This window comes from Alistipes intestinihominis (assembly GCF_040095975.1).
Classification (GTDB): Bacteria; Bacteroidota; Bacteroidia; order Bacteroidales; family Rikenellaceae; genus Alistipes; species Alistipes senegalensis.
The window spans coordinates 104,992-128,405 of the sequence record NZ_JBBMFL010000011.1; the positions used below are offsets into that span (position 1 = coordinate 104,992).

General features: G+C 56.3%; 17 protein-coding genes. 3 read left to right on the top strand and 14 right to left on the bottom strand.

Annotated features, from left to right (window positions below; translation table 11 throughout):
- Nucleotides 1–3: 3 nt before the first annotated feature.
- From rodA to WMO46_RS10330, 5 genes are all read right to left on the bottom strand, one after another.
- Nucleotides 4–1,446, bottom strand: a complete 1,443-nt coding sequence (gene rodA, locus WMO46_RS10310) for a rod shape-determining protein RodA (protein ID WP_278966526.1) — start codon at nt 1,444–1,446, stop codon at nt 4–6.
- The gene (locus tag WMO46_RS10315; protein WP_195497908.1) at nt 1,436–3,262 is read right to left on the bottom strand and encodes a peptidoglycan D,D-transpeptidase FtsI family protein; all 1,827 of its coding nucleotides are present in this window, start codon (nt 3,260–3,262) and stop codon (nt 1,436–1,438) included. The genes rodA and WMO46_RS10315 overlap by 11 nt, the downstream gene beginning before the upstream one ends.
- Nucleotides 3,259–3,777: a rod shape-determining protein MreD gene (locus tag WMO46_RS10320; RefSeq protein WP_195497909.1), complete on the bottom strand. Its 519-nt coding sequence runs from the start codon at nt 3,775–3,777 to the stop codon at nt 3,259–3,261. Before WMO46_RS10320 ends, WMO46_RS10315 begins: the two co-directional genes overlap by 4 nt.
- Before the next feature lie 3 nt (nt 3,778–3,780).
- The gene (gene mreC / locus WMO46_RS10325) at nt 3,781–4,632 is read right to left on the bottom strand and encodes a rod shape-determining protein MreC (protein ID WP_019149307.1); all 852 of its coding nucleotides are present in this window, start codon (nt 4,630–4,632) and stop codon (nt 3,781–3,783) included.
- A 201-nt stretch (nt 4,633–4,833) separates the two neighbouring features.
- Nucleotides 4,834–5,853, bottom strand: coding sequence for a rod shape-determining protein (locus tag WMO46_RS10330; RefSeq protein ID WP_010266755.1), 1,020 nt, complete (start codon nt 5,851–5,853; stop codon nt 4,834–4,836).
- Between the two features lie 185 nt (nt 5,854–6,038).
- On the opposite strand from WMO46_RS10330, the gene WMO46_RS10335 reads away from it, so the two are divergent.
- Nucleotides 6,039–7,046: an NAD(P)H-dependent glycerol-3-phosphate dehydrogenase gene (locus tag WMO46_RS10335; protein ID WP_129650696.1), complete on the top strand. Its 1,008-nt coding sequence runs from the start codon at nt 6,039–6,041 to the stop codon at nt 7,044–7,046.
- Between the two features lie 6 nt (nt 7,047–7,052).
- The gene (locus WMO46_RS10340) at nt 7,053–8,384 is read left to right on the top strand and encodes a glucose-6-phosphate isomerase (RefSeq protein ID WP_129650697.1); all 1,332 of its coding nucleotides are present in this window, start codon (nt 7,053–7,055) and stop codon (nt 8,382–8,384) included.
- Between the two features lie 71 nt (nt 8,385–8,455).
- Here the strand turns inward: WMO46_RS10340 and WMO46_RS10345 are convergent, their stop codons facing one another.
- A complete protein-coding gene (locus tag WMO46_RS10345; RefSeq protein WP_026076249.1) occupies nt 8,456–8,911 on the bottom strand; it encodes a lipocalin-like domain-containing protein in 456 nt (151 codons plus the stop codon).
- Nucleotides 8,912–9,086: 175 nt separating this feature from the next.
- Here WMO46_RS10345 and WMO46_RS10350 point away from each other — a divergent pair, with 175 nt between their 5' ends.
- The gene (locus tag WMO46_RS10350; RefSeq protein ID WP_129650699.1) at nt 9,087–9,740 is read left to right on the top strand and encodes a rubrerythrin family protein; all 654 of its coding nucleotides are present in this window, start codon (nt 9,087–9,089) and stop codon (nt 9,738–9,740) included.
- Nucleotides 9,741–10,116: 376 nt separating this feature from the next.
- Here WMO46_RS10350 and WMO46_RS10355 read toward each other — a convergent pair whose 3' ends face one another.
- From WMO46_RS10355 to WMO46_RS10390, 8 genes are all read right to left on the bottom strand, one after another.
- Nucleotides 10,117–12,633, bottom strand: a complete 2,517-nt coding sequence (locus WMO46_RS10355; RefSeq protein ID WP_278966524.1) for a GH116 family glycosyl hydrolase — start codon at nt 12,631–12,633, stop codon at nt 10,117–10,119.
- A 5-nt stretch (nt 12,634–12,638) separates the two neighbouring features.
- Nucleotides 12,639–13,670 (bottom strand): glycoside hydrolase family protein, encoded by a 1,032-nt coding sequence (locus tag WMO46_RS10360; protein WP_278966522.1) that lies wholly within the window; start codon nt 13,668–13,670, stop codon nt 12,639–12,641.
- A gap of 71 nt (nt 13,671–13,741) precedes the next feature.
- Nucleotides 13,742–14,740 (bottom strand): family 43 glycosylhydrolase, encoded by a 999-nt coding sequence (locus tag WMO46_RS10365; RefSeq protein WP_278966520.1) that lies wholly within the window; start codon nt 14,738–14,740, stop codon nt 13,742–13,744.
- 98 nt (nt 14,741–14,838) lie between these two features.
- Nucleotides 14,839–16,068, bottom strand: coding sequence for a DUF4998 domain-containing protein (locus WMO46_RS10370; RefSeq protein WP_026076247.1), 1,230 nt, complete (start codon nt 16,066–16,068; stop codon nt 14,839–14,841).
- Nucleotides 16,069–16,079: 11 nt separating this feature from the next.
- Nucleotides 16,080–17,312 carry a DUF5000 domain-containing lipoprotein gene (locus WMO46_RS10375; RefSeq protein WP_044118556.1) on the bottom strand — a complete coding sequence of 411 codons (1,233 nt, stop codon included), beginning with the start codon at nt 17,310–17,312 and terminating at the stop codon, nt 16,080–16,082.
- A gap of 3 nt (nt 17,313–17,315) precedes the next feature.
- The gene (locus WMO46_RS10380) at nt 17,316–19,244 is read right to left on the bottom strand and encodes a RagB/SusD family nutrient uptake outer membrane protein (RefSeq protein ID WP_019149297.1); all 1,929 of its coding nucleotides are present in this window, start codon (nt 19,242–19,244) and stop codon (nt 17,316–17,318) included.
- A gap of 12 nt (nt 19,245–19,256) precedes the next feature.
- On the bottom strand, nt 19,257–22,448 hold the full coding sequence (locus tag WMO46_RS10385; RefSeq protein WP_262894486.1) for a SusC/RagA family TonB-linked outer membrane protein: 3,192 nt from the start codon (nt 22,446–22,448) through the stop codon (nt 19,257–19,259).
- Nucleotides 22,449–22,481: 33 nt separating this feature from the next.
- On the bottom strand, nt 22,482–23,414 hold a 933-nt coding region (locus WMO46_RS10390), incomplete at its 5' end, for a glycoside hydrolase family 99-like domain-containing protein (protein WP_349094302.1).

Consider the following 23,414-nt stretch of genomic DNA (forward strand, 5'->3'; position numbering starts at 1 on the left):
TTGTCAAAATTTGGTCAGGGAAAACTGCCGCGTCGAGGCGTCGAGCCGCACGGCGATGAACAACAGGATCGTAAAGGCGATGAGCGACGAACCTCCGTAGCTCATGAAGGGCAGCGGAATGCCCATGACGGGCATCAGTCCGATAGTCATGCCCACGTTGACCAGCACGTGGAACAGCAGGATCGCCGCCACGCAGTAGCAATAGATGCGGCCGAAAGGCTCCTGCTGCCGCTCGCCCATGCGCATCAGGCGCAGGATGAGGATGCACAGCAGCGACAGCAGCACGACCGCGCCCAGAAAACCCCACTCCTCGCCCACGGTGCAGAAGATGAAGTCGGTGTGCCGCTCGGGCACGAATCCGTATTTGATCTGGGTGCCCTCCAGGAAGCCCTTGCCCCAGAAGTTGCCCGAACCGATGGCGATCTTGGCCTGGTTGACGTTGTAGTCGGAGCCCAGCGGATCGCTGATGATGCCCAGGAAACTCAGAATGCGGTCCCGCTGGTGCTGTTTGAGGATCGAATTGAAGATGTAGTCGGTGGTGGGCAGGAAGATCATCGAGCCGATGAACAGCCCCAGCGTGATGTAGATGTTGCGCAGGTTCGACCGGTAGGCGTAGACCGCCACGAAGACCAGCGAGAGAAGCGTCACGATCAGCAGCGAGTGGTAGATGTCCAGCCTCCCCGGAGCGACGAGCGCCGCCGTCAGGCAGAGCAGGATCGCCGCCAGCGCCAGCGCCGCCAGAAAGACGATCCGCGAACGCCACATTCCGTTCATCATCGCCTCCGAGAAGGTGCAGACCAGAATCAGCGTGACGAGCAGGGTCATCGGCGAAAGCAGGAACGAGAAGATGAACAGCGCGGCGATCAGCAGGACCGGGATGCAGAGCCACTTGTTCAGCCCCTCGCGGTAGAGCACGAAGAGGAACGACCCCAGCACGATACCCGAGCCGGTATCGTTTTGCAGGATGATGATGAACAGCGGGATGCAGATCACCATGCCCACGCGGAACAGGTCCCCGGCGCGGTTGATCGAGAAAGAGTATTCGCTCATCACGCGGGCCAGGGCCAGGGCCGTGGCGATCTTGACGAACTCCGCGGGCTGCACGCGGAACGAGCCGAACTCGAACCACGCCTTGGCGCCGTTGACCTCGCGGCCGAACAGCAGCGCGGCCAACAGCAACACGATACCCATCAGGTAGGCCGGGTAGGCGAACATGTGGTAGAAGCGTTCGTCGAGCAGCAGCACGACGAGCGCCGTGATCCACGCCATGCCGATCCACAGCAGCTGCTTCATATAGAAGTGCGAAAACGAGAAGAGTTCGGCCGATCCTTCGTCGAACGACGCCGAAGTGATCGAGAGCCACCCCGCCAGCACGATCAGCACGTACAGCAGGACGGTCCAGAGGTCCACTCCGTAGAAGATGCCGCTATGCCGGTTACTTGTCATAGGCCGGGTAATAGATGTTCAGGTTCTTGACATATTCGAGCATGGCCGGCCGGCGGATCGTGTCCGTCAGGTAATACTCCTCCAGCAGGCTGGCGATCGGCAGGGCCGCGGAGGCACCGAAGCCACCGTTCTCGACGTAGACCGAGATGGCGATCTTCGGGTTATCCTTCGGGGCGAACGACAGGAAAGTCGAATGGTCGCGGCCGCGCGGATTCTCGGCCGTGCCGGTCTTGCCGCAGACATCCCATCCGTCGAGCCGCGCGAGCGTCGAGGTGCCCCCGACGTTCACGCCCCGCCACATGCCCTCGACGATCGGTTCGAAGTGCTTCGGATCGACCTTCGTATAGTGGCGTTCGTAGAACCGGGCGTCGAGCGAATCGCGCCCCTCGATCTTCTTCACGATGTGCGGAATGTAGTAGTAGCCGCGGTTGGCGACGATGGCCGCGAGGTTGGCCAGCTGCAACGGTGTGCAGCCCAGCGCGTCCTGCCCGATCGAGAGCGACAGCACCGTGAGCGAGTTCCACGAACCCCGGTACTGGCGGTCGTAGAAAGCCCGGTCGGGAACGTAGCCGTTGCGCTCGTCGAGGAAGTCCGAACCCAGCTTGCGGCCGAACCCGAAGCTCTCGACATAGGATTTCCAAACGTCGTACCCCTCCTTCACGCTCTCGTATCTGGGATTGTCGAGGATGTCGCGGAAGACGTAGCAGAAGTAGGCGTTGCACGAGGTGGCCACCGCGAAGCGCAGGTCCAGCGGCGAGGCGTGGGAGTGGCAGGCCATTTTCAGACGCCCGGCCTGATAGCCCATGTGGCAGGAGTGGAGGTCCGAAGGGCGCAGCACCCCTTCCTGCAAACCGATCAGCCCCTGCACCAGCTTGAAGGTCGATCCCGGCGGATAAGCCGCCCGCACCGCCCGGTTGAACAGCGGCTGACGCTTGTTGCGGAGCATCTCCATATAGTTGTTGCCGCGGTCGCGCCCCACCAGTTGGTCGGGATCGTAGGTCGGCGAGGAGACCATCATCAGAATTTCGCCCGTCGAAGGCTCGATGGCCACCGCGGCCCCCACCTTGCCGCGCATCAGCTCCTCGCCCAACAGTTGCAGGCGCGCGTCGATGGTGCTCACGAGGTAGCGGCCCGGATCGGGCAGCGAGTCGTAGCGGCCGTTCATGTAGGAGCCCTTGATGGCCCCGTGGGTGTCGATCTCCTGGATCTTGACGCCCTTGCGGCCCCGAAGCTCCGGCTCGTAGGCCGACTCCACGCCGCCCATTCCCACGTAATCGCCGATCTTGTAGTCCGGATGGCGTTTCAGGTAGTCGGCGTTCACCTCGCTGACATACCCCAGCAAGTTGCCGCCCACCTCGCGGGGATACTGCCGCACGGTGCGGTAGACGGCGTAGAATCCCCGGAAATTACACTCGTCGAAGCGCAGTTTGTCCTCCTTGGAGATGTAGCTCATCACGAGGCGCGGCGCCCGCGGCCGCATCCGCGCGTTGGCCAGCTCCCGTTCGAGCTTCACCCGCGGGAGGTTCAGCACCTCGCACAGGCGGGCCGTGTCGAAGCCCCGCTTGTCGATCTCGCTGGAAATGACCATCAGGTCGTAGCACTCGCGGCTCTGGACCAGGTATTCGCCGTTGCGGTCGAAGACCTCGCCCCGCGGCGGGTATTGCACCACATGCCGCAGCACGTTGGCCCGGGCGAGGTCGCCGTAGCGCGAGTCGATCAGCTGGATGTAGGCCAGCCGTCCGATGATCAGCGCGAAAACCAACAGCACGACGACCTGCAAGGTCCTCATCCGTCCGAATCCCTCCGAATCTCTCATACGCGCAGCGGAAGTTTGGCCGTGAAGATGCGGGCGATGATCCAGATGAAGCCCACCGACACCGCCGAACTGACGGCGATGCGCAGCAGCGTGTGCGGCAGATGAATCCACGAAAGGGCCTCCAGCGAAAAGAACACAGCGTGGTGAATGAGCGTCAGCGCCACGAGATAACCGACGAAAATCCGCTCGCCGAAGCGTGCCGAGGAGGGAACGCCTCCCTCGCGGGCGTTCTCGCGGCCGTAGAGCATCCCGATCAGCGTCGGGCGCAGAAAGGCGATCAGCAGCGTGGCGATGGTATTGATCCCGGCGGCGCCCATGACGCAATCCATCGTGACGCCCAGCGCGAGGCCGGCGCCGAGCACCGCCACGGGCAGCGTCTCGAGCGGCAGCAGGGCGATGAAGACGATATAGACCAGCGGATTGAAGTAAACGCTGATCGAGAGGTTGTCGAACAGGAAAACTTGCAGCAGGACCGCCGCCGCGAAAAGTCCGAAATATGGAAGTGTGCGATACATTTGTCAGAATCGGGTGTATTGTTCGACTTGCTCGCTCTGCTGGAGGTCGCGGATCTCGAAGAGATCGCGGTTGCCGACCAGCACCACATCGCCCAGACGCGACATTCCGGCCGCGAGCCGCACCCGGGCCGTATAGGCCGTGCGGGTCTCGTTGAGCGACGCGCTCTCGACCCATCCGATCAGCACGTCGGCCGGGAAATACTGCGAGAATCCCGTCGTCACGACCTCCTGCCCGGGCTGCGGGTCGGCGTATTTCGACAGCTCGCCGAGGACCACGACATCCGGGTCGAGGCCGTCCCAGTAGATCGAACCGTAATACTCGGAGTCCGCGAGTTTGCCACTGGCGCGGAACGAGGTGTTGAGCACCGACATCGCCACCGAATAACGCTCCGAGCAGGCGACGACGTAACCCGCCATCGCGCCGTCGGGCGACAGCACGGCCATCTCCTCCACGATCCCGTCGCGGTGTCCGCGGTTGAGCGTGATGAGGTTCCGGGCCCGGTTGACCGTGTTGGCCACGACCGAGGCGGTGGCGAAGCGGTATTTCGACTCGCCGATATCCTGCATATAGCTGTCCAGCCGCTCGGCGGTCTCGGCCTCTTCGTATTGGGCCAGCCGCTCTTCGAGCTGCGCGACGCGCGCGAGCAGCATCCGGTTTTCACGCCCCAGCGTGAAATAGTGCCCGATGCCCGCGAAGAATCCGTGTACGCCGCCGACCACCTGGTTGGAGCGTGAGAGCAGCCGCGCCTGGGTGTAGTAAGAGGAACGGGCGTAGCAGCTGACGGCCACGGCCTCCAGCACCACGAACAGCACCACGACGTAAACGCTGCGGATGAACTCGAACAGTTTGCGCAAAGTTTCTTCCTTAATTTAAGATTGCGGACCAAGGCCCGCAATCGTTTTATTCAAAATCCATCAACTTTCTACCCGGCAATTGCAGGTTTCGGCTTTAGGGGAGCAGATTTTGCATCGACCGAAATCGGACGGGGCAGGAGCATACGGACATATTGTCCCCGGCCGATGAGAAGATGTGAAATATGCCCCATAAAACGAAAGCTATTTCATCAAGAAGGAGAACCGGTTGATATTCTTCAACGCGATGCCCGTTCCGCGCGCGATGGCCCGCAGCGGGTCTTCGGCGATGTGGAACGGGATGCCGGTCTTTTCGTTCAGACGCCGGTCGAGCCCCTTGATCAGCGCGCCGCCGCCGGCCAGATAAATGCCGTTCTTCACGATGTCGGCGTACAGCTCGGGCGGCATGGACTCCAGCACCTTCATCAGCGCCGCGTCGATCTTCGTGAGCGACTTCTCCAGCGCATAGGCGATCTCGCTGTACGACAGCGACACGGTCTGCGGCAGGGCCGTCAGCATGTTGGGGCCCGTCACCACGAAATCCTCGGGCTCCTGCTCCAGGTCCGAGACGGCGGCGCCGATCGAGCACTTGATCGCCTCAGCCGTGCGCTCGCCGATGCGGATGTTGTGCTGCTGGCGGACGTAGCTCTGGATGTCGTTGGTGAAGACGTCGCCCGCCGTGTTGATCGACTCCGAGCAGACGATGCCGCCCAGCGAGATGCAGGCGATCTCCGACGTACCGCCGCCGATGTCGATGACCATGTTGCCTTCGGGCGCCTCGACATCCAGCCCGGCGCCGAGCGCCGCGGCCATCGGTTCGTAGATCATGTAGACCTCGCGGCCCCCGGCGTGCTCGGCCGAGTCGCGCACGGCGCGGATCTCGACGTTGGTCGAACCCGAAGGGATGCAGATCACCATCCGCAGCGACGGGGCGAAGAGGCTGCCCGAGGTCTTGACCTTCTTGATCATGCCGCGAAGCATCAGCTCCGTGGCGTTGAAGTCGGCGATCACGCCGTCTTTCAGCGGACGGATCGTCTTGATGTTCGGATTGGTCTTTTCGTGCATCTGCCGGGCCTGCTGGCCGATGGCGACCAGTTTTCCCGTGTGAACGTCCAGCGCGACGATCGACGGTTCGTCCACGACGACCTTGCCGTTATAAATTATCAGCGTATTGGCCGTACCGAGGTCGATGGCCAGCTCCTGTGTCAGTGAAAAAATTCCCATAACGCTACACCCAAAGTCTTCTATTTCGTAAAATACCTAACTGTCAGCTAAATAAGCAACTCCGTCCCGTTCCGCACACCGGAGGGCGGCAGATTTGGACAAAGGTAGCAAAAAGCACCGAGAATTTCGGTATTTTATTCTAATTTTTTTTATTTACATTTGTATCCGAAAAACTGAGACTCCGCATGGAATACAAAATCGGAACCGACGCCCGCTGCGCGGTCATCGGCTACGGCAGCTGGGCGACGGCCATCGTCGGACTGCTCGCCGCCAACGGCCAGCGCGTCGGATGGTACGTCCGCAACCCCGAGGTACTTGAATCGCTGCGCACCGAAGGCCGCAACCCCCGCTACCTGAGCGATCTGGAATTCGACCGCGACTGCATAGCCCCTTCGGACGACCTCGACGCCGTCGTGCGCGACGCCGACATCGTGATACTGGCCACCCCCTCGGCCTACCTCAAGGATTTCCTCGCCCCGCTGACCGTGCCGCTCGGCGACAAATTCGTCGTTTCGGCCATCAAGGGCATCGTTCCGGGCGACTATCAGACCGTCGTGGAGTACGTCCACGACCATTACGGGCTGTCGTACAAGCAGATCGGGCTCTTCACCGGGCCCTCGCACGCCGAGGAGGTGTCGCGCGGGAAACTCTCCTACCTGACGGTAGTCTGCACCGATCCCGAAAACGCACGGCGCATCGGCGAAAAGTTCGCCGGCGGAAACATCCGCCTCAGCTACTCCACGGACCTCTACGGCATCGAATATGCCGCCATCCTGAAAAACATCTACGCCCTGGCCGTCGGACTGGCCGTCGGACTGGGCTACGGCGACAACTTCCTGGCGGTGCTGATCGCCAACTCGGCGGGCGAGATGACCCGCTTCCTCGAAGAGAGCTACCCCGACGAGCGCGACACGCAGGTCTCGGCCTATCTGGGCGACCTGCTGGTGACCTGCTACTCGGTTTACAGCCGCAACCGGCGGCTGGGGCTGCTGATCGGCCACGGCTGCACGGTGAAGAGCGCCCTGAACGAGATGACGATGGTCGCCGAAGGCTACTTCGCCGCCGACTGCATCCGCCACGTCAACTTGCGCCACAAGATCGACATGCCCATCGCCGGGATGGTCTACCGGGTGCTCTACGAGGGCGCCTCGGCCCGCAGAAGCATGCAGGAACTGACAACCAAATTAATCTGACAAGATATGGAAACGCTGAAATTAGACATTGCCAAAGCGGGTGTCGCCATCACGGCCGACATCGAGGCCAAGGCTCAGGCCGCCAACGCCCTGCTGCACTCGGGCAAAGGCGCCGGAAACGATTTTCTGGGCTGGGTGAAGCTCCCCTCGTCGATCTCGGACGCCGACATCGCCGCCATTGAAAAAGAAGCCGCGAAACTGCGCGCCAAAGCCGACGTGGTGATCTGCATCGGCATCGGCGGTTCGTACCTCGGGGCCAAGGCCGTGCTCGAAGCCATGAGCGACCCGTTCAAGCTCCTGCACAAGGAGCAGAAGCATCCCACCGTACTCTTCGCCGGGCAGAACATCTCGGAGGACTACACCGCCGAACTGCTCGACGCCGTGAAAGAGCACTCGATCGCCGCCATCGTGATCTCCAAGTCGGGCACGACGACCGAACCGGCCATCGCATTCCGCCTGATCAAGGCCGAGATCGAAAAACGCTACGGCAAGAAAGAGGCCGCCGAGCGCATCGTGGCCATCACCGACAAGGCCCGCGGAGCGTTGAAGACGCTCGCCACGCAGGAAGGCTATCCGACGTTCGTCATTCCCGACGACGTGGGCGGACGTTTCTCGGTGCTGACCCCCGTGGGACTGCTGCCGCTGGCCGTCGCCGGCGTGGACATCGCGGCGCTCGTCCACGGCGCGCAGGAGATGGAGAAGGCCACGGCCGAAGGCGTGCCTTTCAACGAGAATCCCTCGGCCGTCTACGCCGCCGTGCGCAACCTGCTCTACGAGGGCGGCAAGAAGATCGAGATACTGGGTTCGTACGAACCCAAGTTGCAGTATGTCAACGAGTGGTGGAAGCAGCTTTACGGCGAGAGCGAAGGCAAGCAGGGCAAGGGCATCTTCCCGGCGAGCGTCACGCTGACGGCCGACCTGCACTCGATGGGACAGTACATTCAGGAGGGCGAACGCACGCTCTTCGAGACGATCATCTCGGTGGCCAAACCCGCCGCCAAGGTCGTTATAGAAGCCGACAAGGAAAACCTCGACGGACTGAACTTCCTGGCCGGAAAGCGCATTTCAGAGGTCAACCGCATGGCCGAACTGGGCGTGCAACTGGCGCACATCGACGGCGGCGTGCCGAACATCCGCATCGAGATTCCCGAAATCTCGGCCCGGACGATCGGCGGCCTGCTCTACTTCTTCGAGAAAGCCTGCGGCATCAGCGGCTACATTCTGGGCGTGAACCCCTTCGACCAGCCCGGCGTCGAGGCGTACAAGAAGAACATGTTCGCCCTGCTGGACAAGCCCGGCTACGAGGAGGCTTCGAAAGCTATCAAAGCCCGGCTGTAAAACGCTGCGGCGCCATGCAAAAAGCGGATTCTCCGATGGAGAATCCGCTTTTTCATTGTCCCGGCGGCGCGTCAGAGGAACGGCTTCGCCGCTTCCGGAGCATGCGCGCTGCGGCCCACAACGCCGTCCTTCGCATAGGCGGGAATCTCCACGGCGGTATAGAGCGACACGACATCGTCCGTCTCCGAACGCAATTGCAATTCGGTCTCCGTCTGCTTTTCGATCGCATAGCTGCTCTCCCACGGCGTACCGTCGGAATAGTGTCCCGAAAGAATTTGCCCCTCCTTGACATAGGTTCCGGTCAGTTTCCGGTAACCGGGCGTGTCGATGCACTGGTAAAGCGCGAAAGTCATGTCCTCGTTGAGTTGCAGAAAGACCTTGCCGGAAAGCTCCGTACCGCCGTTCCAGCGGGTGAGCATCCAGCCGTCGTAACGGGGCGCCTCCTCCTTCTTCTTATCGCTTCCGCCGCAGCCGGCCATCAGGAGGGCCAGCGCTGCAACGATACCGATTCTAAATCCTCGTTTCATGCGTTTCGTCCGCGCCGCATCTGGTTTGCCGCGGCGGCGGTCCACAAATATAGGGTTTGAAATCCGAAATCCAAAACCTACGGGTGAAAAATCCCCCGGCGGCGGATGAAAACACCCGCCGTTGGCATAAAAAATGCACCTCGCAGTCCGGGCTATTCCCCGATCCTGCAACACGATGAAACTGCGTCTGGTCCTGATACTCCTGCTGTTCGCGGCATCGGCGGGCATCCTCGTCTGGCTGTACTGCGCGGCGGCGCGCACGCCCCGGGTGCCGCAAGCCCCGCCGTGGGCCGAAACGCTCGCGGACCTCGACGCCTGCTGCCGCCGCAAACACGTCAAATCGGCGCAATACGACAACTTCGCCGCGATCGCCGCCGGGGAATCCCGCCCCGATGCCGAACGATTGTTCCGGGCTATGGCCTTCTCCGAACGGTTGCAAGAGCATAACTGTGCACAGGCCATCCTGCGTCTGGGCGGCAGCTACACACCTCCGGTGCGGATCGTGCTTTTCGGAGGCACGACCGACGACAATCTGGAACGGAGCATCGGTTACGAACGCCGGAACCTCGGCGAACGGCACGGCACGGAGATCGGCCGCGCCCTGCGGAAAGGCAACCGCTATGCGGCGCGGATGCTGATCCGGGCATCCGCCGCGGACCTGCGGAACGCCGTCCTGATGGAGCGTTGCCGGAGTGCCGGGAGCGACGAGCCGGACAGCTGCCGGTTCTTCGTATGCCCGGAATGCGGCAACATCTACGCAGCGGAGCACCTCGATTATTACTGTCCGATCTGCCTGACCGGCCGCGAACGGTTCGTCAGGTTCGAATAGCTGGTCCAAAAGGCGGATTTGAACAGACGGGGTTCAATCCGTGCAGTGCAGATCCCGCGTCATGCAAAAAGAGGTACCGACGTACGCTCCAGCTTAAAATGTCACAACTCTATCAGAATACGACAGGTAAGAGTCGGAAAACTGTCCACATCTGCATTCCATCTTGTCAGCAACTCCTATTTATTATTTAATGAAAATGTCCCGATTTGTCAAACATATGGTTTATACTATGTTTCTGAATAAGCCGGACTTCCATCATCATAGACAATGACATACGAAATTGCCCGAAATCTGAAAGTAACAAAATAGCACAGAAAACCCCGAACGACATTGAAATCGTTCGGGATTTGAAACATCTGACAGCACGGTCGTCGTTTTATTCATATTGTATCTTGTCGATGTCAATTCGACCGTATACGACATTGACTTCGGGCCGACCGCCAACGACCGCAACCGTACCGAATCCTGTTGCCGTCGAAAGAAAGGTGATAAAATCACCTTCGATGCGCGGTGCGATATGGAGTGTCCGATCCACGGCATCGTAACGTACTCCGGTCAATGCCTGCAATAAAGAATAGCTCGACAATGCCCGGGCATACCAGCTTCCGCATTCGTATTCATTGAACGGGTTACGCACTCGCCCGTCATAACGGTTACGGCATGTCCGTACGATCTCCAACCCCTTTTCGACTTCTCCCTCAGCGATCAAATGCGCTGCAACCTGATATTCGATACCGCTCCAGACCTCGTTGCTGTACACGAACGGAAGCTGGGGCTTGCCTCCTTTAGGCCAACTGCACAGTAACAACCCGCCGTCACGGCCCAGTGCATAAGTCGTCCGCTGCGGGTTTGCATGATCGTAAAGATCGTGACGCAGGTTGTACTTATGAACCGCACAAAGGTGACTGCGCACTTTCTCGGGATCGAGTACTCCGTCCAATCCCGCAGCCCAGGCCATCCAATCCCCTATCACACCGTCCGACAGACAACCGTTGCCGTATTGGTATTTGGGCCCCTCAACGTCAAGGATCTCACGCGCCTCTTCGGAGTAAGTACTATGGAAGGTCATTGCCTGGGTCGGATCGGGGGCATTGAGTTCCCGCCACATCACCTGCTGGGCGAAATATTCGCCGTTGAAAAGCCGCTCTTCAAGATAATGCACACTTTTCGCAAGCAGGGTATCATAGCGCGAAGTGTCGTGACCAAGAGCTTTCCCGATTTTCGAGAGTGCATTAAGCGCTTCGGCATAGATACTCGAACACATTCCGTCAGGTCCCCAAAATTCGATGTCGTAGGTATTATGATGCGGTTCTTCGAGCGCCCCGGTCTCGCGGGGGTCCCAAGTACGGATACAGTATTCGAGGCTTTGCACGAGGAGCGGATACAGTTCGGCGATCCATTTTTGGTCGCCACTGATCCGCCAGTCACGATAGGCCTTCAGAATTCCGCCGAGTTGTCCGTCGGCTGCGGCGTGAAAGTCATGTCGGGTGGGACGTATGGGAAGGTTGTTCCGGAAGACCTGATGCCCTTCGCTGTTTTGTCCCACTCGGAATTCCGTTTCACGCAGTGTGCGCTCCATTGCCGGAAAAAGATGCGGCAACGCTTGAGCATAATTCCATACATGGGTGCATGATCCGTGACAACTGCCCCATGTATCGCCGCAGCCCTCCCAGTTCCACATTCGGCCGTCGTGTTGCCGCCATACGGTAGGTGATTTCAGAATCGTGAGGTTTGCCGCTACGGCTTCGATCACTTCGGGAGGCAAGGTCGAACTATAAAACGCTTCGGTGAAACTTTCGGTTTCGCGTTTCAGACGGCCGTAGTTGTTCAGCCAATAATCGCACACCGCCCGGATGTCGGGGAAGCGATGCCCGTACCACGGTTCATAAAAAGCCGGATAGTTTTCATATTGAGCCGGATTGTACTTCACTCCGCGATCGGCATCCGTCTCGGCGTCGGGACCGTAGTTTATACCGGAATAGGGAACGTACCACACCATGTGGAGGCGGATCGTTCGGGACTCACCGGGTTCAAGCGTGAACGGAATGTAAAGCGATGCCCCCGGAGCTCCCTCTTTGGGAGAATTTTTACGAAGTGTTCCCTGTTCGATATCATTCCACGCCATCGTGACAGGGTCCCACCATTGGCCGCGGAACCAACTATGGTTCACTATGGTCGTCGTATCGTCGGTAAAGATCGCAAATTGACGATGTTCATAACGCGGTTGGTTTCCGGGGCGCTGCGTAAGGATGAATCCGTTCCCAACCGGCTCGATCGACCCCTGTGCCTGGTGGTTGCGATGGGCGAAATTATTACTGTTGTACGAAAATACAGCTTCCACCTCTTTGGCCGAATGGTTGGTAAAGCGGTATTCAAGTGTTCCGGCAGGCAGTCCCGAATCATCTTCATTGGTAGGAATGAAAGGACTCCAGGCTGTGATTTCCGCATCCAGCGGCATATCGTCATCCGTGAGCTCGATGTGCGCAAAAGGGAAACGTGCAGTAAAATGGACGCGGTCAAAGCGCGGAAAGCCCCATGCCGGATTGCTGATGCCGAGAGTTGCTCCTTGTCGGCCATACTTTTTCCACTCAGGGACATTGCCTTCTATTACTTTCGAGCCGTTTTCTTGGCCTTTGACATGCAAGGCTGCGAACATCAGCGGTTCATTGAAAAGTTCCGGTACATGATGGATCGACATGTGGGAGATCGTGCCGTTTCCTTCAATACAGAACATACCCGCACCCATCCCGCCGATCGGAAAAGCGATTTGCGAAAGGTATTCGCCTTCATAGGGAGCATTGAATGTCCGACCGTCGGGCTTATGGTCACACGCCGGAGACGACAATAGGGCCAAAAGCGGAATGAAGGTCCGAATGACTATTTTCGGGGGCATAAGGATTAAGGATAAATGGTTTTATCTCGATTGCATGTTAACTTGCCATTTTCGCAATTCAGTTCAGCCATTTGCAGGAAGCTGATTTTCTGATAGATTTCATCGCCGGCCTCATGAGTTCCCGGATTGTAGCCAAGGAATGGCTGCACGTGGTAGACGATGAATGCCCGGTTGTCTTTGATGAGGACACTCGGATGACGGGCCCGCGTATTGTCGGCAAAACGCTTGCCCGGTTCATACATGATAATTCCCTGATATTCCCAGTTCACCGCGTCCTTCGAGCGATAGACGGCCAACCCTTTGTGCGGATCGGCGATGATCCAGAACCAGCCCTTCCAATAGAAGGCGAAAGCTCCCTCCTGATAAGTATGTCCCGTCACATCGACACGATTGATATCGCCTTTGGCCAAGCCGAGCAGTTCCCAATCGTATAGATTCTTGCTGTGGGCGTGATACAGTCCTCCGGTTTCTTCCGTGGGACGATCACGATACCACATCTCGTAGCCATCGCCATTACGGATAACCGTAGCGTCGATCGAGATCGGGGTGGTCACTACGGCACTTTGTCGTTTCCAGCCGGAGATCATGTCGGTGGCCGGAGCAGTATAATGTACGATGTTGCTCGGACCGCCCCAAACAGGAGTCGAATCGAGTTTTACCGTTACATACATGTGTGCCGTGTCACCCTCGATGATAACACCGGGCGCCCAATAGGTAATTTCGCTGTCGGGCTCGCCGCCCGCTCCGTCGAACGAGCAGTAGCCTGCATGTTTCCAATGGATCATATCTTTCGATACGGCCACCCCGACCGGCGTCCCGACGTATGACGATTGATCGAGAAAAGGTCTGCGTCCTGTGTAGAAGATCATATATTCCTTTGTCACGGGATTCCACACCACTTCGGGATCGGCCGGACCATGATAATTGTTGTCCATGTAGATCGGAGCCGGGACAGAGGGTTTACTCTTCGGATTGCCGGCTGACGCCGCAAATATTACAAAAAGCGAGCAGGCGAGCAGAATTGCGTTTTTTTTCATGTTCGTTATTTTAGGAATTTTCAGCGTGTCCGCGACAGACGTACCGCCGCGCAAGTGCCGTTTCTGCAATTTCAGAATCGAGGTTTCTGCGATATTTCGAGCGACGGTGTGCCGTCATTGATCACCGGCCAGCCATTGATCCACTCCACACGGTCGAGCATCAGCTTGCGTCCCTGCGGATCGCGGACGTTGACGGCATGGTAAAGAATCCAGTCAGTACCCTCCCGGTCAGTAAGGAATTCGGCATTATGACCCGGGCCCTTGAAATGATCGTTACTCCGTAAGACGAGTTCGTGATGATTATCGAGCATTCGTCGGCCCTGTTTGTCGAGATAGGGTCCGAAAAGCGAGGTCGAACGCCCTACTACCAGCTTATAAGTGCTTTTGACTCCCTCGCAACAAGCGTCCACCGACGCGAACAAATAGTAGTAATCTCCTTTACGGTGGATATAGATCGCCTCATAGGCATTCCCCGCCACCTTGAGTTTCGTGGCATTGCGCTTGACCGAAAGCCCATCATGCGCGAGCTCCACACCGTAGAGGCCGTGAAAACTGCCCCAGAAAAGATATTTGCGCCCCTCGTCTTCGATGTAGAACTGGTCGATGGAATTCGTGACACCGATCTCATCGCTGATGAAAAGCGGCCCGAGATCCCTGAACGGCCCCGTGGGCGAGTCGGCTACGGCCATCCCGATGCCGTTCTTATGTATCTCTCCCCATTTCGAAAGCGAGTAGTAAAGAACCCAATGATTGCCAATGCGGTTAATGTCAGGCGCCCATATACTGCCTCCGCCATCAATAAAGCGGGGACGGCTTTCTTGTGTGAAAGCATTGCCGATGTGCTCCCAAGTGATGAGATCACGAGACCGCATGATCGGCACGAGACCGATGTCTTGGGTGGCATATAGGTAGAAAAATCCATCATTGCCCCGAATAACGCTCGGGTCGGGCAGGCTGACAGAACTTACGGGATTGGTGAATCTTGGGGTGTTCGGCGTACAGTGCAGCTGCGCTTGGATCACCCCGGTCAGCGAGAGAAACGCCATGAGTAAAAAATACTTGATATTCATATTGTCAATAGATTCAAACGATCGTTTCCGAGGGTATGGAATCCGCCGGCTCCTTGCGGGTGGCCGGCGGATCTTTTCGACAAGAATTCCCGGCTGGTTTACTCTTGCGGCAAATATTCCCAGAAGGTCAACTCGGTGAAAGTCAGGAATCGACCTTCAGCGGTGTTCCAGACATCATTTACCTTAAAGCGAATATAACGTACTTCAGGAACTCCTTTAGGGAAAAGGAACGTTTCTCCTTCGGCAACCCGAGTGCGGTCCTCCTCCGAGAGTTGCCCTACGGGCAATCCCGAAGGTTTCACCGACTGGCAGTCCATCAGTTTGGTCCAACCTTCCCACGAGCCGTCCTGTGACGGAGCGTCATTGCGGCCCCAAACTTCCCATTGTTTCATATAGCCGTTCGAAAAAGCGCGGCTGTCTGCCGTATTTCCGTTTAACCGGAACGCTTGGAGTACGGCCGACTTGCCCATATCGAAAGTGAACCATGCCGGTCCGTTCTCCCAGCCGCCCCAACTATGGGCGAAATCGTTGTCGTTAATTACGCCGTTGAACGCATGCGCGAGATTGCCTCCCCATGCGGTCAAAGCCAGGTCGTTGTCCAAAACAACCGGCACAAATCCCTCTTTGGGCACCATCGCAATACGTTCGTATTTGGGGAAGTAAAATATTTCGGACTTCACCATGAATAAGTCAACGGCAGTTTCGTTGGGCCGATAATAGGTTTCGATTACGTAGGCTCCTTCCGACTCCCAATCTTCGAGCGTAACACTCATGTCCGTTACGGCGATGTCGCGCCGTTGCTCGACACCCGCTTTGTCACGGTATACGATGACGCTTTTGTAGGAATCCTGCAACACGCCGGTCAGCGATACAACGACGTTCTCATCATCTTGTTCTGCCTTGTCAACGCTGCGCGCTCGCAATGTGTTGCGGTAAACATCGCCATAAACCCGCACATCGAGTGTTTGTACCAGCGAAGGGGTGTTTTCATCGTCAAAAGTCGTGACCTCAAAGGTGTAATAGCCGTCTGTAAGCCCCGTGATGCTGTATTCGAACTTCTCCACGGGTTCCTGCCGCTCGATGGGAATGACGACTTCGCCGTCGCCGGGCTGCCAGCGGATGACACACTTCTTGGTGTCGTAGCCATACATCAGGAGGCCCGTGATAAGCGCTCGTTCATCGCCTGAAAGGGCTTTGAGCGAATCTATTTTGGAAGCGTAGAGATACTCCCCTTCGTCGAGATATCCCTGCACGGTGTGAAACATGTCGGTGCACGCCCCGCACAAAACCACAGAGACCGCTGCGGCCAGTTTTATGATCTTTTTCATGTTCGTTCTTTTTAATGTGTTTCATCGGTTTCGCCGGTACGGATCTCTTCTGCGGGATTGCCCCAGAAAGTGAACTCCTGGAAGTGGATGAAATCGTCGCCGCCCCAGGTTTCCAGCACCTTGAAGCGAATGTATCGCACTTCGGGCGCCGTAGGCGGAAACTCGAAATCCTCGCCCTGTTGCAGATACTCCCAGTCATCGCCCGAGATCTCGCCTACGGGGAGTCCCGAGGGCTTGAACGACTCACAATCCAACAATTTGGTCCAACCCTCCCAAGTACCATCGGTCGGCGGTGTGTCGGTGCGGCCCCATACCTCCCAGCGTTTGAGGTTGCCGCGTTGGTAAGCATAATCCTCTCGGAAAAGGTGATAGAACTTGTAACGGCTCAGCTTGGCCGTTTGCCCCATGTCGAAAGTAAAACTCATAGGGAAAGTATCGCCGCCGGGGCTGTGCACGAAAAGCGGCGGTGTAAAGTCGTCGTTCCATGCATAGGACAAACTTCCGCCCCAAGCGTTGCAAGCGATATCGTTGTCCAATTTGAATTCAGCGAATTTCGACTTGTCGAGCAGACTCTCCGGATAGGGCGTATGGCTTTCACTGAGCGTTTGAGAGCGGTTCCCCCAACGGTCCGTAATGTAAATGTCAAATGTACGGGCCTCGGCCTTGAAGCCGCGGACGAAGATACGGCCACGATCCGAACTGGTGTAATGTACGGTGGGTTCATAAGGGTTGTTTTCCTCGTCAAGAGTTTGTACATGGATGGCGATATTGCCTTTGTCGGCATTGATATAGTCGATGTAGATTCCGCCGAAAGTCGTACCGATATTCAAACTGTTGTAGACCGAGGTGATCGGCGGCGTAAGCGGCGTCACGGAGGTCGTCACGGCAGGACCTTCATTTTCCATTTTGTCCACACAGAGAAGCGTAACCTCACGCGGCTGCGTATCACCGAAACCCTGCAATGTTACCGAATGATCGTAACGTGAGGTGCGAACCTCCATCGGGGTGCTTTCACCCACCGTATAAAGGGCCTTTACATAAAGCAGGTCTTTGCTTTCAGGCAGGCGGTAAGTTATCACCGCACCGCCTGGCGTTCCTTCGGTCGTGAGCACTGTCACCGCTCCCAGGTCGCCCACGAGTGTGTTCTCACCCCATGGATGGAGCGCATTGTCTTCCTCACAGGCAGTCGAGACCGCCGCTATGACGCCAATCACGGCTATCAATATATGTTTCGTAGTTTTCATGATTTACCAGCCTGGATTTTGTTCGAGTTTCGGATTAACGATTAAATCGTAGTCTTTCAACGGCCAAAGATTGTCGCGGTAGGAATAGTTGCGGATGTAGTAGGTTCGGAGTTTGTTGTAATCTTCCGTCTTGTCCTGCTCTATGTCCCAGCCGAGCATCGGCTTATTGAGATATTCCACGGCAATGTCCCAGCGCCGCAGGTCCCAAAAGCGCTGCCCTTCGAGTGCCAGCTCGATCATGCGCTCCTGGCGCACTATATCGCGGAAGCCTTCGTAGCTTTCGGGTTTGGTGGGATTGGTTGAATGTTTGAGCCAATCGTTCCGCACGCCATCGGGGAATCCAGCGCGCTTGCGCACCTTGTCCAAATAGTAATAGCAATCTTCGGGCGGAGTTCCCTTGTCTTGCGACGCTTCGTTCAGACACTCGGCACAAAGCAAATAGAGGTCTGCCAAGCGAATGATCGGAAAGGGATACTCCCGGATGACGATGCTTGCCGGAACCATCGCATTGCGGTAATTGACTAATTTCTTGGCAAAATATCCTGTCACAGAATAATTGCGGTTGCTCTTTTTTCCTGACGTTTGCTTGGCTTTGGACTGAATGTACCACATATCGTTGTCGTCCAGTTTGCCGATGCCGTACCAGCTCGAACCGTCGAATCCCAATGTCGCATAGAAACGCGGTTCACGATCGAAATGGAGTTTGGCGGTGGTGTAGTTGGGCTGAATGTAGTATTTTTCGGCTTCGGTAGCTTGGCGTGTCTCATAACGCGCGGAATAATCCCATTCCTTGTCTTCATTGATGGGTACGCCGTTTTTCGTGTAGAATGTCTCGGCGACGGCCAGCGTGGGAGCTACCGTGCCGTTCTTGGCATTTCCGTAACGGTCATCGGCCGAATAGTTGGCTTCGAGCCAGGGCTGACTCAGGACCTGAAGGTCCCGGATGCCGTTTCCGCCTACTGCGAAAAGCAGCTCCTGGGTCCAGCGTTCGGTGATTTTACAACGGTTGGTCAGTTCGAGTTGCATTTCGTCGCTCAAATTATACGACGAGGTGTTATGATATTCGTAGAGTTCATGCCCGGCCTCTTCGGCGCAAGAGATTGCCTCACGGCACGCCTCTGCTGCCAATTCCCATTTGGCGATGTCCTTGGTCTGGGAAAAATAGGGCTCGCCGTCGGCATTCAGAAAACCGGCGTAAGCCGTGTTGCCATTGTAGAACGGACTGGCGGCATAGGCCAACATCTTCGCTTTAATAGCGAGCGCTGCCGGCCGCGTGAGACGGCCCATGTCGGCCGTAGGATTCTCGATGCGCAACGGAAGCGCCTCATAGCATTCGTCGATCAGGCCGACACAATAGTCGAAGATGTCATCAATCTTGTCCCGCGTGACACGCACCTCGTCTTCATCGGCTGTTACGGGAATATTTTCTTTCATCATCGGAATTGGACCATAAAGCCGCATAAGGTAGAAGTGCAGATAGGCCTTGATGACTTTCGCTTCGGCGGCCCACTGGCTTTTTTCCTGCTCGGTCATATTTTTTACCGCCGAGATGTTTTCGAGGAAAATATTGCAATTCCGCAGTCCTTTGAAAAGCGGTTTGCCATAATTCGATCCGTTCCAAAAGTCAAGCAACGGATTGCCCGTATTCTGACGACCCATCGCGATCCAGAAAGTGGTAGTGTTCGTGAAATCTGTCGAACGGTCGCCATAGTACCAGATTTCATCGCCGACATCCATACCGGGGTCCGAACCGATCTTGCCCGTTTCGGGGATATACCAATAGAGTGTGCTCAAGTAGTTGAGCGCCGTGGACCGGTTATTAAAAGCGATCTCGATCGTGGCGATATTATCAGGCACTACGTCCAGATAGTCACATGATGACACGGCCGACAGAACGCCCATGCTCAGCAAAATCGCATATATTTTTTTCATGTTCGTTCGCAATTAAAATTTAACCTGTAAACCTATATTGAACTTTTTCTGAATCGGATAACCGATTCCCATACCGCCCATCTCAACATCCCACATTTTGAAATTACTGCCTGCAAAAAGATCTTCTCCACTGACATAAATGCGCAGGTCTTCAATACGGATTTTACGTGTTAAGTTGTGCGGCAAGGTATAGCCCAACTCGATCAGTTTCAGACGCAGAAACGATCCGTTGCGCATCCACCAGGTACTTTGTTGATAGTTGTTGCTATTGTCATAGGCATCGGTTGACAGGCGCGGCCAGACGGCGTAGATGTCGGGATTGCTCTCCGACCAATGGCTGTCGGCGAACTCTTTGAAAAGGGCTGTCTTACGCGTATATCCGCCGACCCCGGCGGCCGTAACGGGCGGGTTGTTGAAAGGTGCCATCTGCTGGGCATCAATGAAGAAGGTTTTTCTGCCCAGCCCGTTGAAAAAGAACGAAAAATCGAAACCTTTATATCCCAATGTGGCTCCGAAACCATAGTTTATTTCGGCTTCTGTCGGGTAGCCGATCGGAACCAGGTCCGATTCGTCGATCTTACCGTCGCGGTTGATGTCTTTGTATTTGATATCGCCGGGCATATAAGGTCCGAAAGTTTGAATCGGCGAATTGGCTATGTCGGTTTCGTCGATGAACAGCCGTTCGGCGATATAGCCCCACTGCTGATTTAAGCTGTAACCTATACGCGACCGCCAAGGCAATCCCGAGGCCGCATAGTCCGGTTCATCGGCCACGAGAAATTCGCTTGTGGCATAGGTGAAATTGGCATTTGCCGATAGCCAGAAATCCTCCGAGAAAGAGTGTTGATAGGTCAGCGCTCCTTCGACTCCGTGCGATTTCGCACGGCCCACATTGGCCTCGACGGAGGCTTCGAGGCCCATCGAACTGGGCAGATTGGTGCGTTCCAGCAGAATGTTCGAACGATTCTCGGTAAAGTAATCCACCTGCAATTCGACCTTGTCGAAAAGCCGCATCTCAAAACCGAGATTGAGCTTGCGTGCTATTTCCCATGTAATGTCGTTATTAGAGTAACGACGCACTGTAATTCCCGGCCGTATCACATTGAAATCGGTACCGTACCAGACATTTTTGCCGGTATCGTTCATGTTGACATCCGAGAGATAGAAAAAGCGATTGCTTGAGATGGCGTCATTGCCTACCAGGCCGTAAGTCGCTTTAAGCCTGAGTTTGTCGATTACCTTCGCTACCCCCCCCCGCCAAAATGGCTCGCTGGAGATATTCCACGTTACACCGGCCGCAGGAAAGAAGCCGTAACGCTCGTGACGGGCGAAACGCTCCGAACCGTTATATCCGAAGTTGAGCTCAACGCCGTAGCGTTTGTCAAACGTATAGGTAAAACGTCCCGAAAGACCTTGGTTGCGGAAAGGCAGTGATTCCAGTACCGAACTGGGATTGCCGATCACTTGCTGCGTGTTCTGATAGACGAGCAGTCCGGTGACCTCATGACGGCCAAAAGTCCGGGCATATTCCACTGCCGCTTCGAGGTAAGTTTTCGAGTTGATGTCCTTGCCGCCGCTGTAATCCAGATATTCGCTGCCGCTTTCGGCGTTGAGCGCTGTGAGGTTGTAGACATCGAGTTCGGGATTGTAGTAGCCTATCTTATAGTAAAACGGTTTGTAACTGCGAGCCGAATCGAAATAAGAATAGCGCGTCGTACTGAGCAGTCCGCGTACGCGAAGACCTTCGGTAATGAATTTCAGGTCCTGATTGATATCCACCTGTGCCAATACCAGTGTACGGCTATAATCCTTGTAGCCGCGCGACATGAGGGCATAGGGGTTGATATGGTTCGCACCGTCGGTATTGCCGTAAAGAGGATGGCTCATGCTGCGGTGCCCTTCATCCGGAGCGAAGATTTTCGGGTAATCGACCGGAGAGGCGTGCACGGCGTAATCGAAAAGGATATTGCCTGCTTCGATCGGACCACGGTAATCGTCGAAGTTGCCTTGGAATTTGAAAGCTACTTCGGTAGTTTTGGTGACGTTGACATTGAAGTTGGTTCGGACGTTGTATTTTTTGAGGTCGATGTTGGTGTTGAAATTGTTCATCCCCTCGTTGCGCATCAGTCCGTTATCTTGATTGAAGGTTGCCGCGAGATAATAGCGCGCCACCTTACCGCCGCCGCTGATGTTGAAGTTCACGCGCTGGTTCATGGCTGCGGGTTTGAACATTTCCTCGATCCAGTCTACTGCCGGATAGACATACGGATTGCGGTTCGGATTCATCGTCGCGGCGATTTTGGCTTCGGAATAGGGCAGGATGCCGAGGGGATTGCGTGTCGAGACGGCTTCGTTGTTGAGTCGCATATAGGTAATGGGATCGGCGATATCAATCATCCGAGTCGGCATAGACCATGTGTTCTCAATACGTACGGAGACTCTTGCCGGGCCTTCGCGGCCCTCTTTCGTCGTGATCAGAATCACGCCATTGGCACCGCGCGCGCCGTAGAGCGACGTGGCGATAGCGTCTTTCATGATCGAAAAGCTCTCGATATCATCGGTCTGAAGCCGGGCCAAATCGTCCGCACTGATCTCCATGCCATCGACCAGCATCAGCGGACTTTTCCGATAGCCGAACGTCGTTACACCGCGGATGAAGAATTCAGCGTTGTCGCGTCCGGGTTCACCGCTGCTCCGATAGGACATCATGCCCGGAACACGTCCGGCGAATGCGGTAGTGAGATTGCTGCTCGCCACTTTCAATTCGGAAGGTTTGACCGTCGTGATCGAACCCACGACGCTTTCCTTTTTTTGTCGGGAAAAGGCGACGATCGTCACATTTTCGAGTGTCGAGGACTTCTGTTGCATTACGATGGTGATTTCGAGTTGTGCTCCGACGGTCACCGAGGCATTCTCCATACCGAGAAACGAGGCTACCAGCACATCTTCCGGCGCCGCTTCGATCTCGAAAACACCGTTGGAACTCGCAATGACACCGCCAGCCTTGCCTTGCACTTGGATGACGGCTCCGACGAGAGGCATCCCCTCCGCGTCGATGACCCGTCCTTTGATGGTTGAGGTTTTGGTTTGCGCAGATGTTTGTGAGCTGCCGTTTGCGGCCGCATATCCCCAAAGGGGTATGCAGACTGTTCCGGTCGATAATAGGATTATGATTCCTATGACCGAAAAAGGATTTTTTAACATATGCTTTCGTTTTAGGTTAGTTCGGCTGATACACTATTTTCCTCTTCTTTGATTCAGTTTTTGCAATCCGACAGCTTCACCCAGGGCATTAAGCATACCGTATCCGAAGCGGTTGTCGGGAAGCAGGTAGTGTCCTTCGCTCCATTCGTTGAAGCATGCGATGGTTACGAAGCGCGGCACGTCGGGATGCCGGTTCAGATAAGCGAACGACGCTTGTACGAACGCTTTGAAAGCCGCGGGACTCTCGTTCACGAAGATTGTACAACCGGGCCATTTCGTGCGGTCGGGTGTCGCGGGACGGTTGGCGGGTGCGATGTAGCGGGGCGTGGAGTCCCATCCGGCTCCGACTGCCGGAACGTAGGGAACCTGATGCGTCTCGTAACCTTCATCCCAGACTTTGAACGCCACATCGGCCGCCGCAACGCCGTAGTCGGGCAATTCGATCTCTTTGGATTGATAGCGGCCTGCGATCCAGTCCAGCGGATTGTATGATCCGGAGGTGTCGTATCCGGCCTCTTTGTTGTGTCCGGAGGTGAATCCCGTGATATGGAAATGGATGCCCGCATGTCCCAGTTTTACGGCCAGTCCGCGCAACTCGGTGAAGAGTTTCTGAACCCCTTCCAGTCCGAGTTTCTGCTCCAGCCGCCGGGCATCCCAGATGCAGATGACGGGTTTTCCGTCGATTTTCCAGTAGTTCGGTTGGTTGAAATAACGGGTGACGATGTAGGAAAGGCTTCGGAAAGCCTCCTCATAGGAAAAGTCCGGGGCATCGAAACTGGGCGGATAGGCGTTGCTTCCGTCAGTCTGCTTCGTCGGGTAAAGGATATACCACGGATGATTGGTCCACATGCAGGCGAATTTCACGTCGTTGGTGTTCTTCGCTTCGAGGAACCCTTCTTCGAGCGCCTCGTGGAGGCAGGGCTTGCCGTCGTACCAATACCAGTCCCAGATCAGTACGTCGATGCC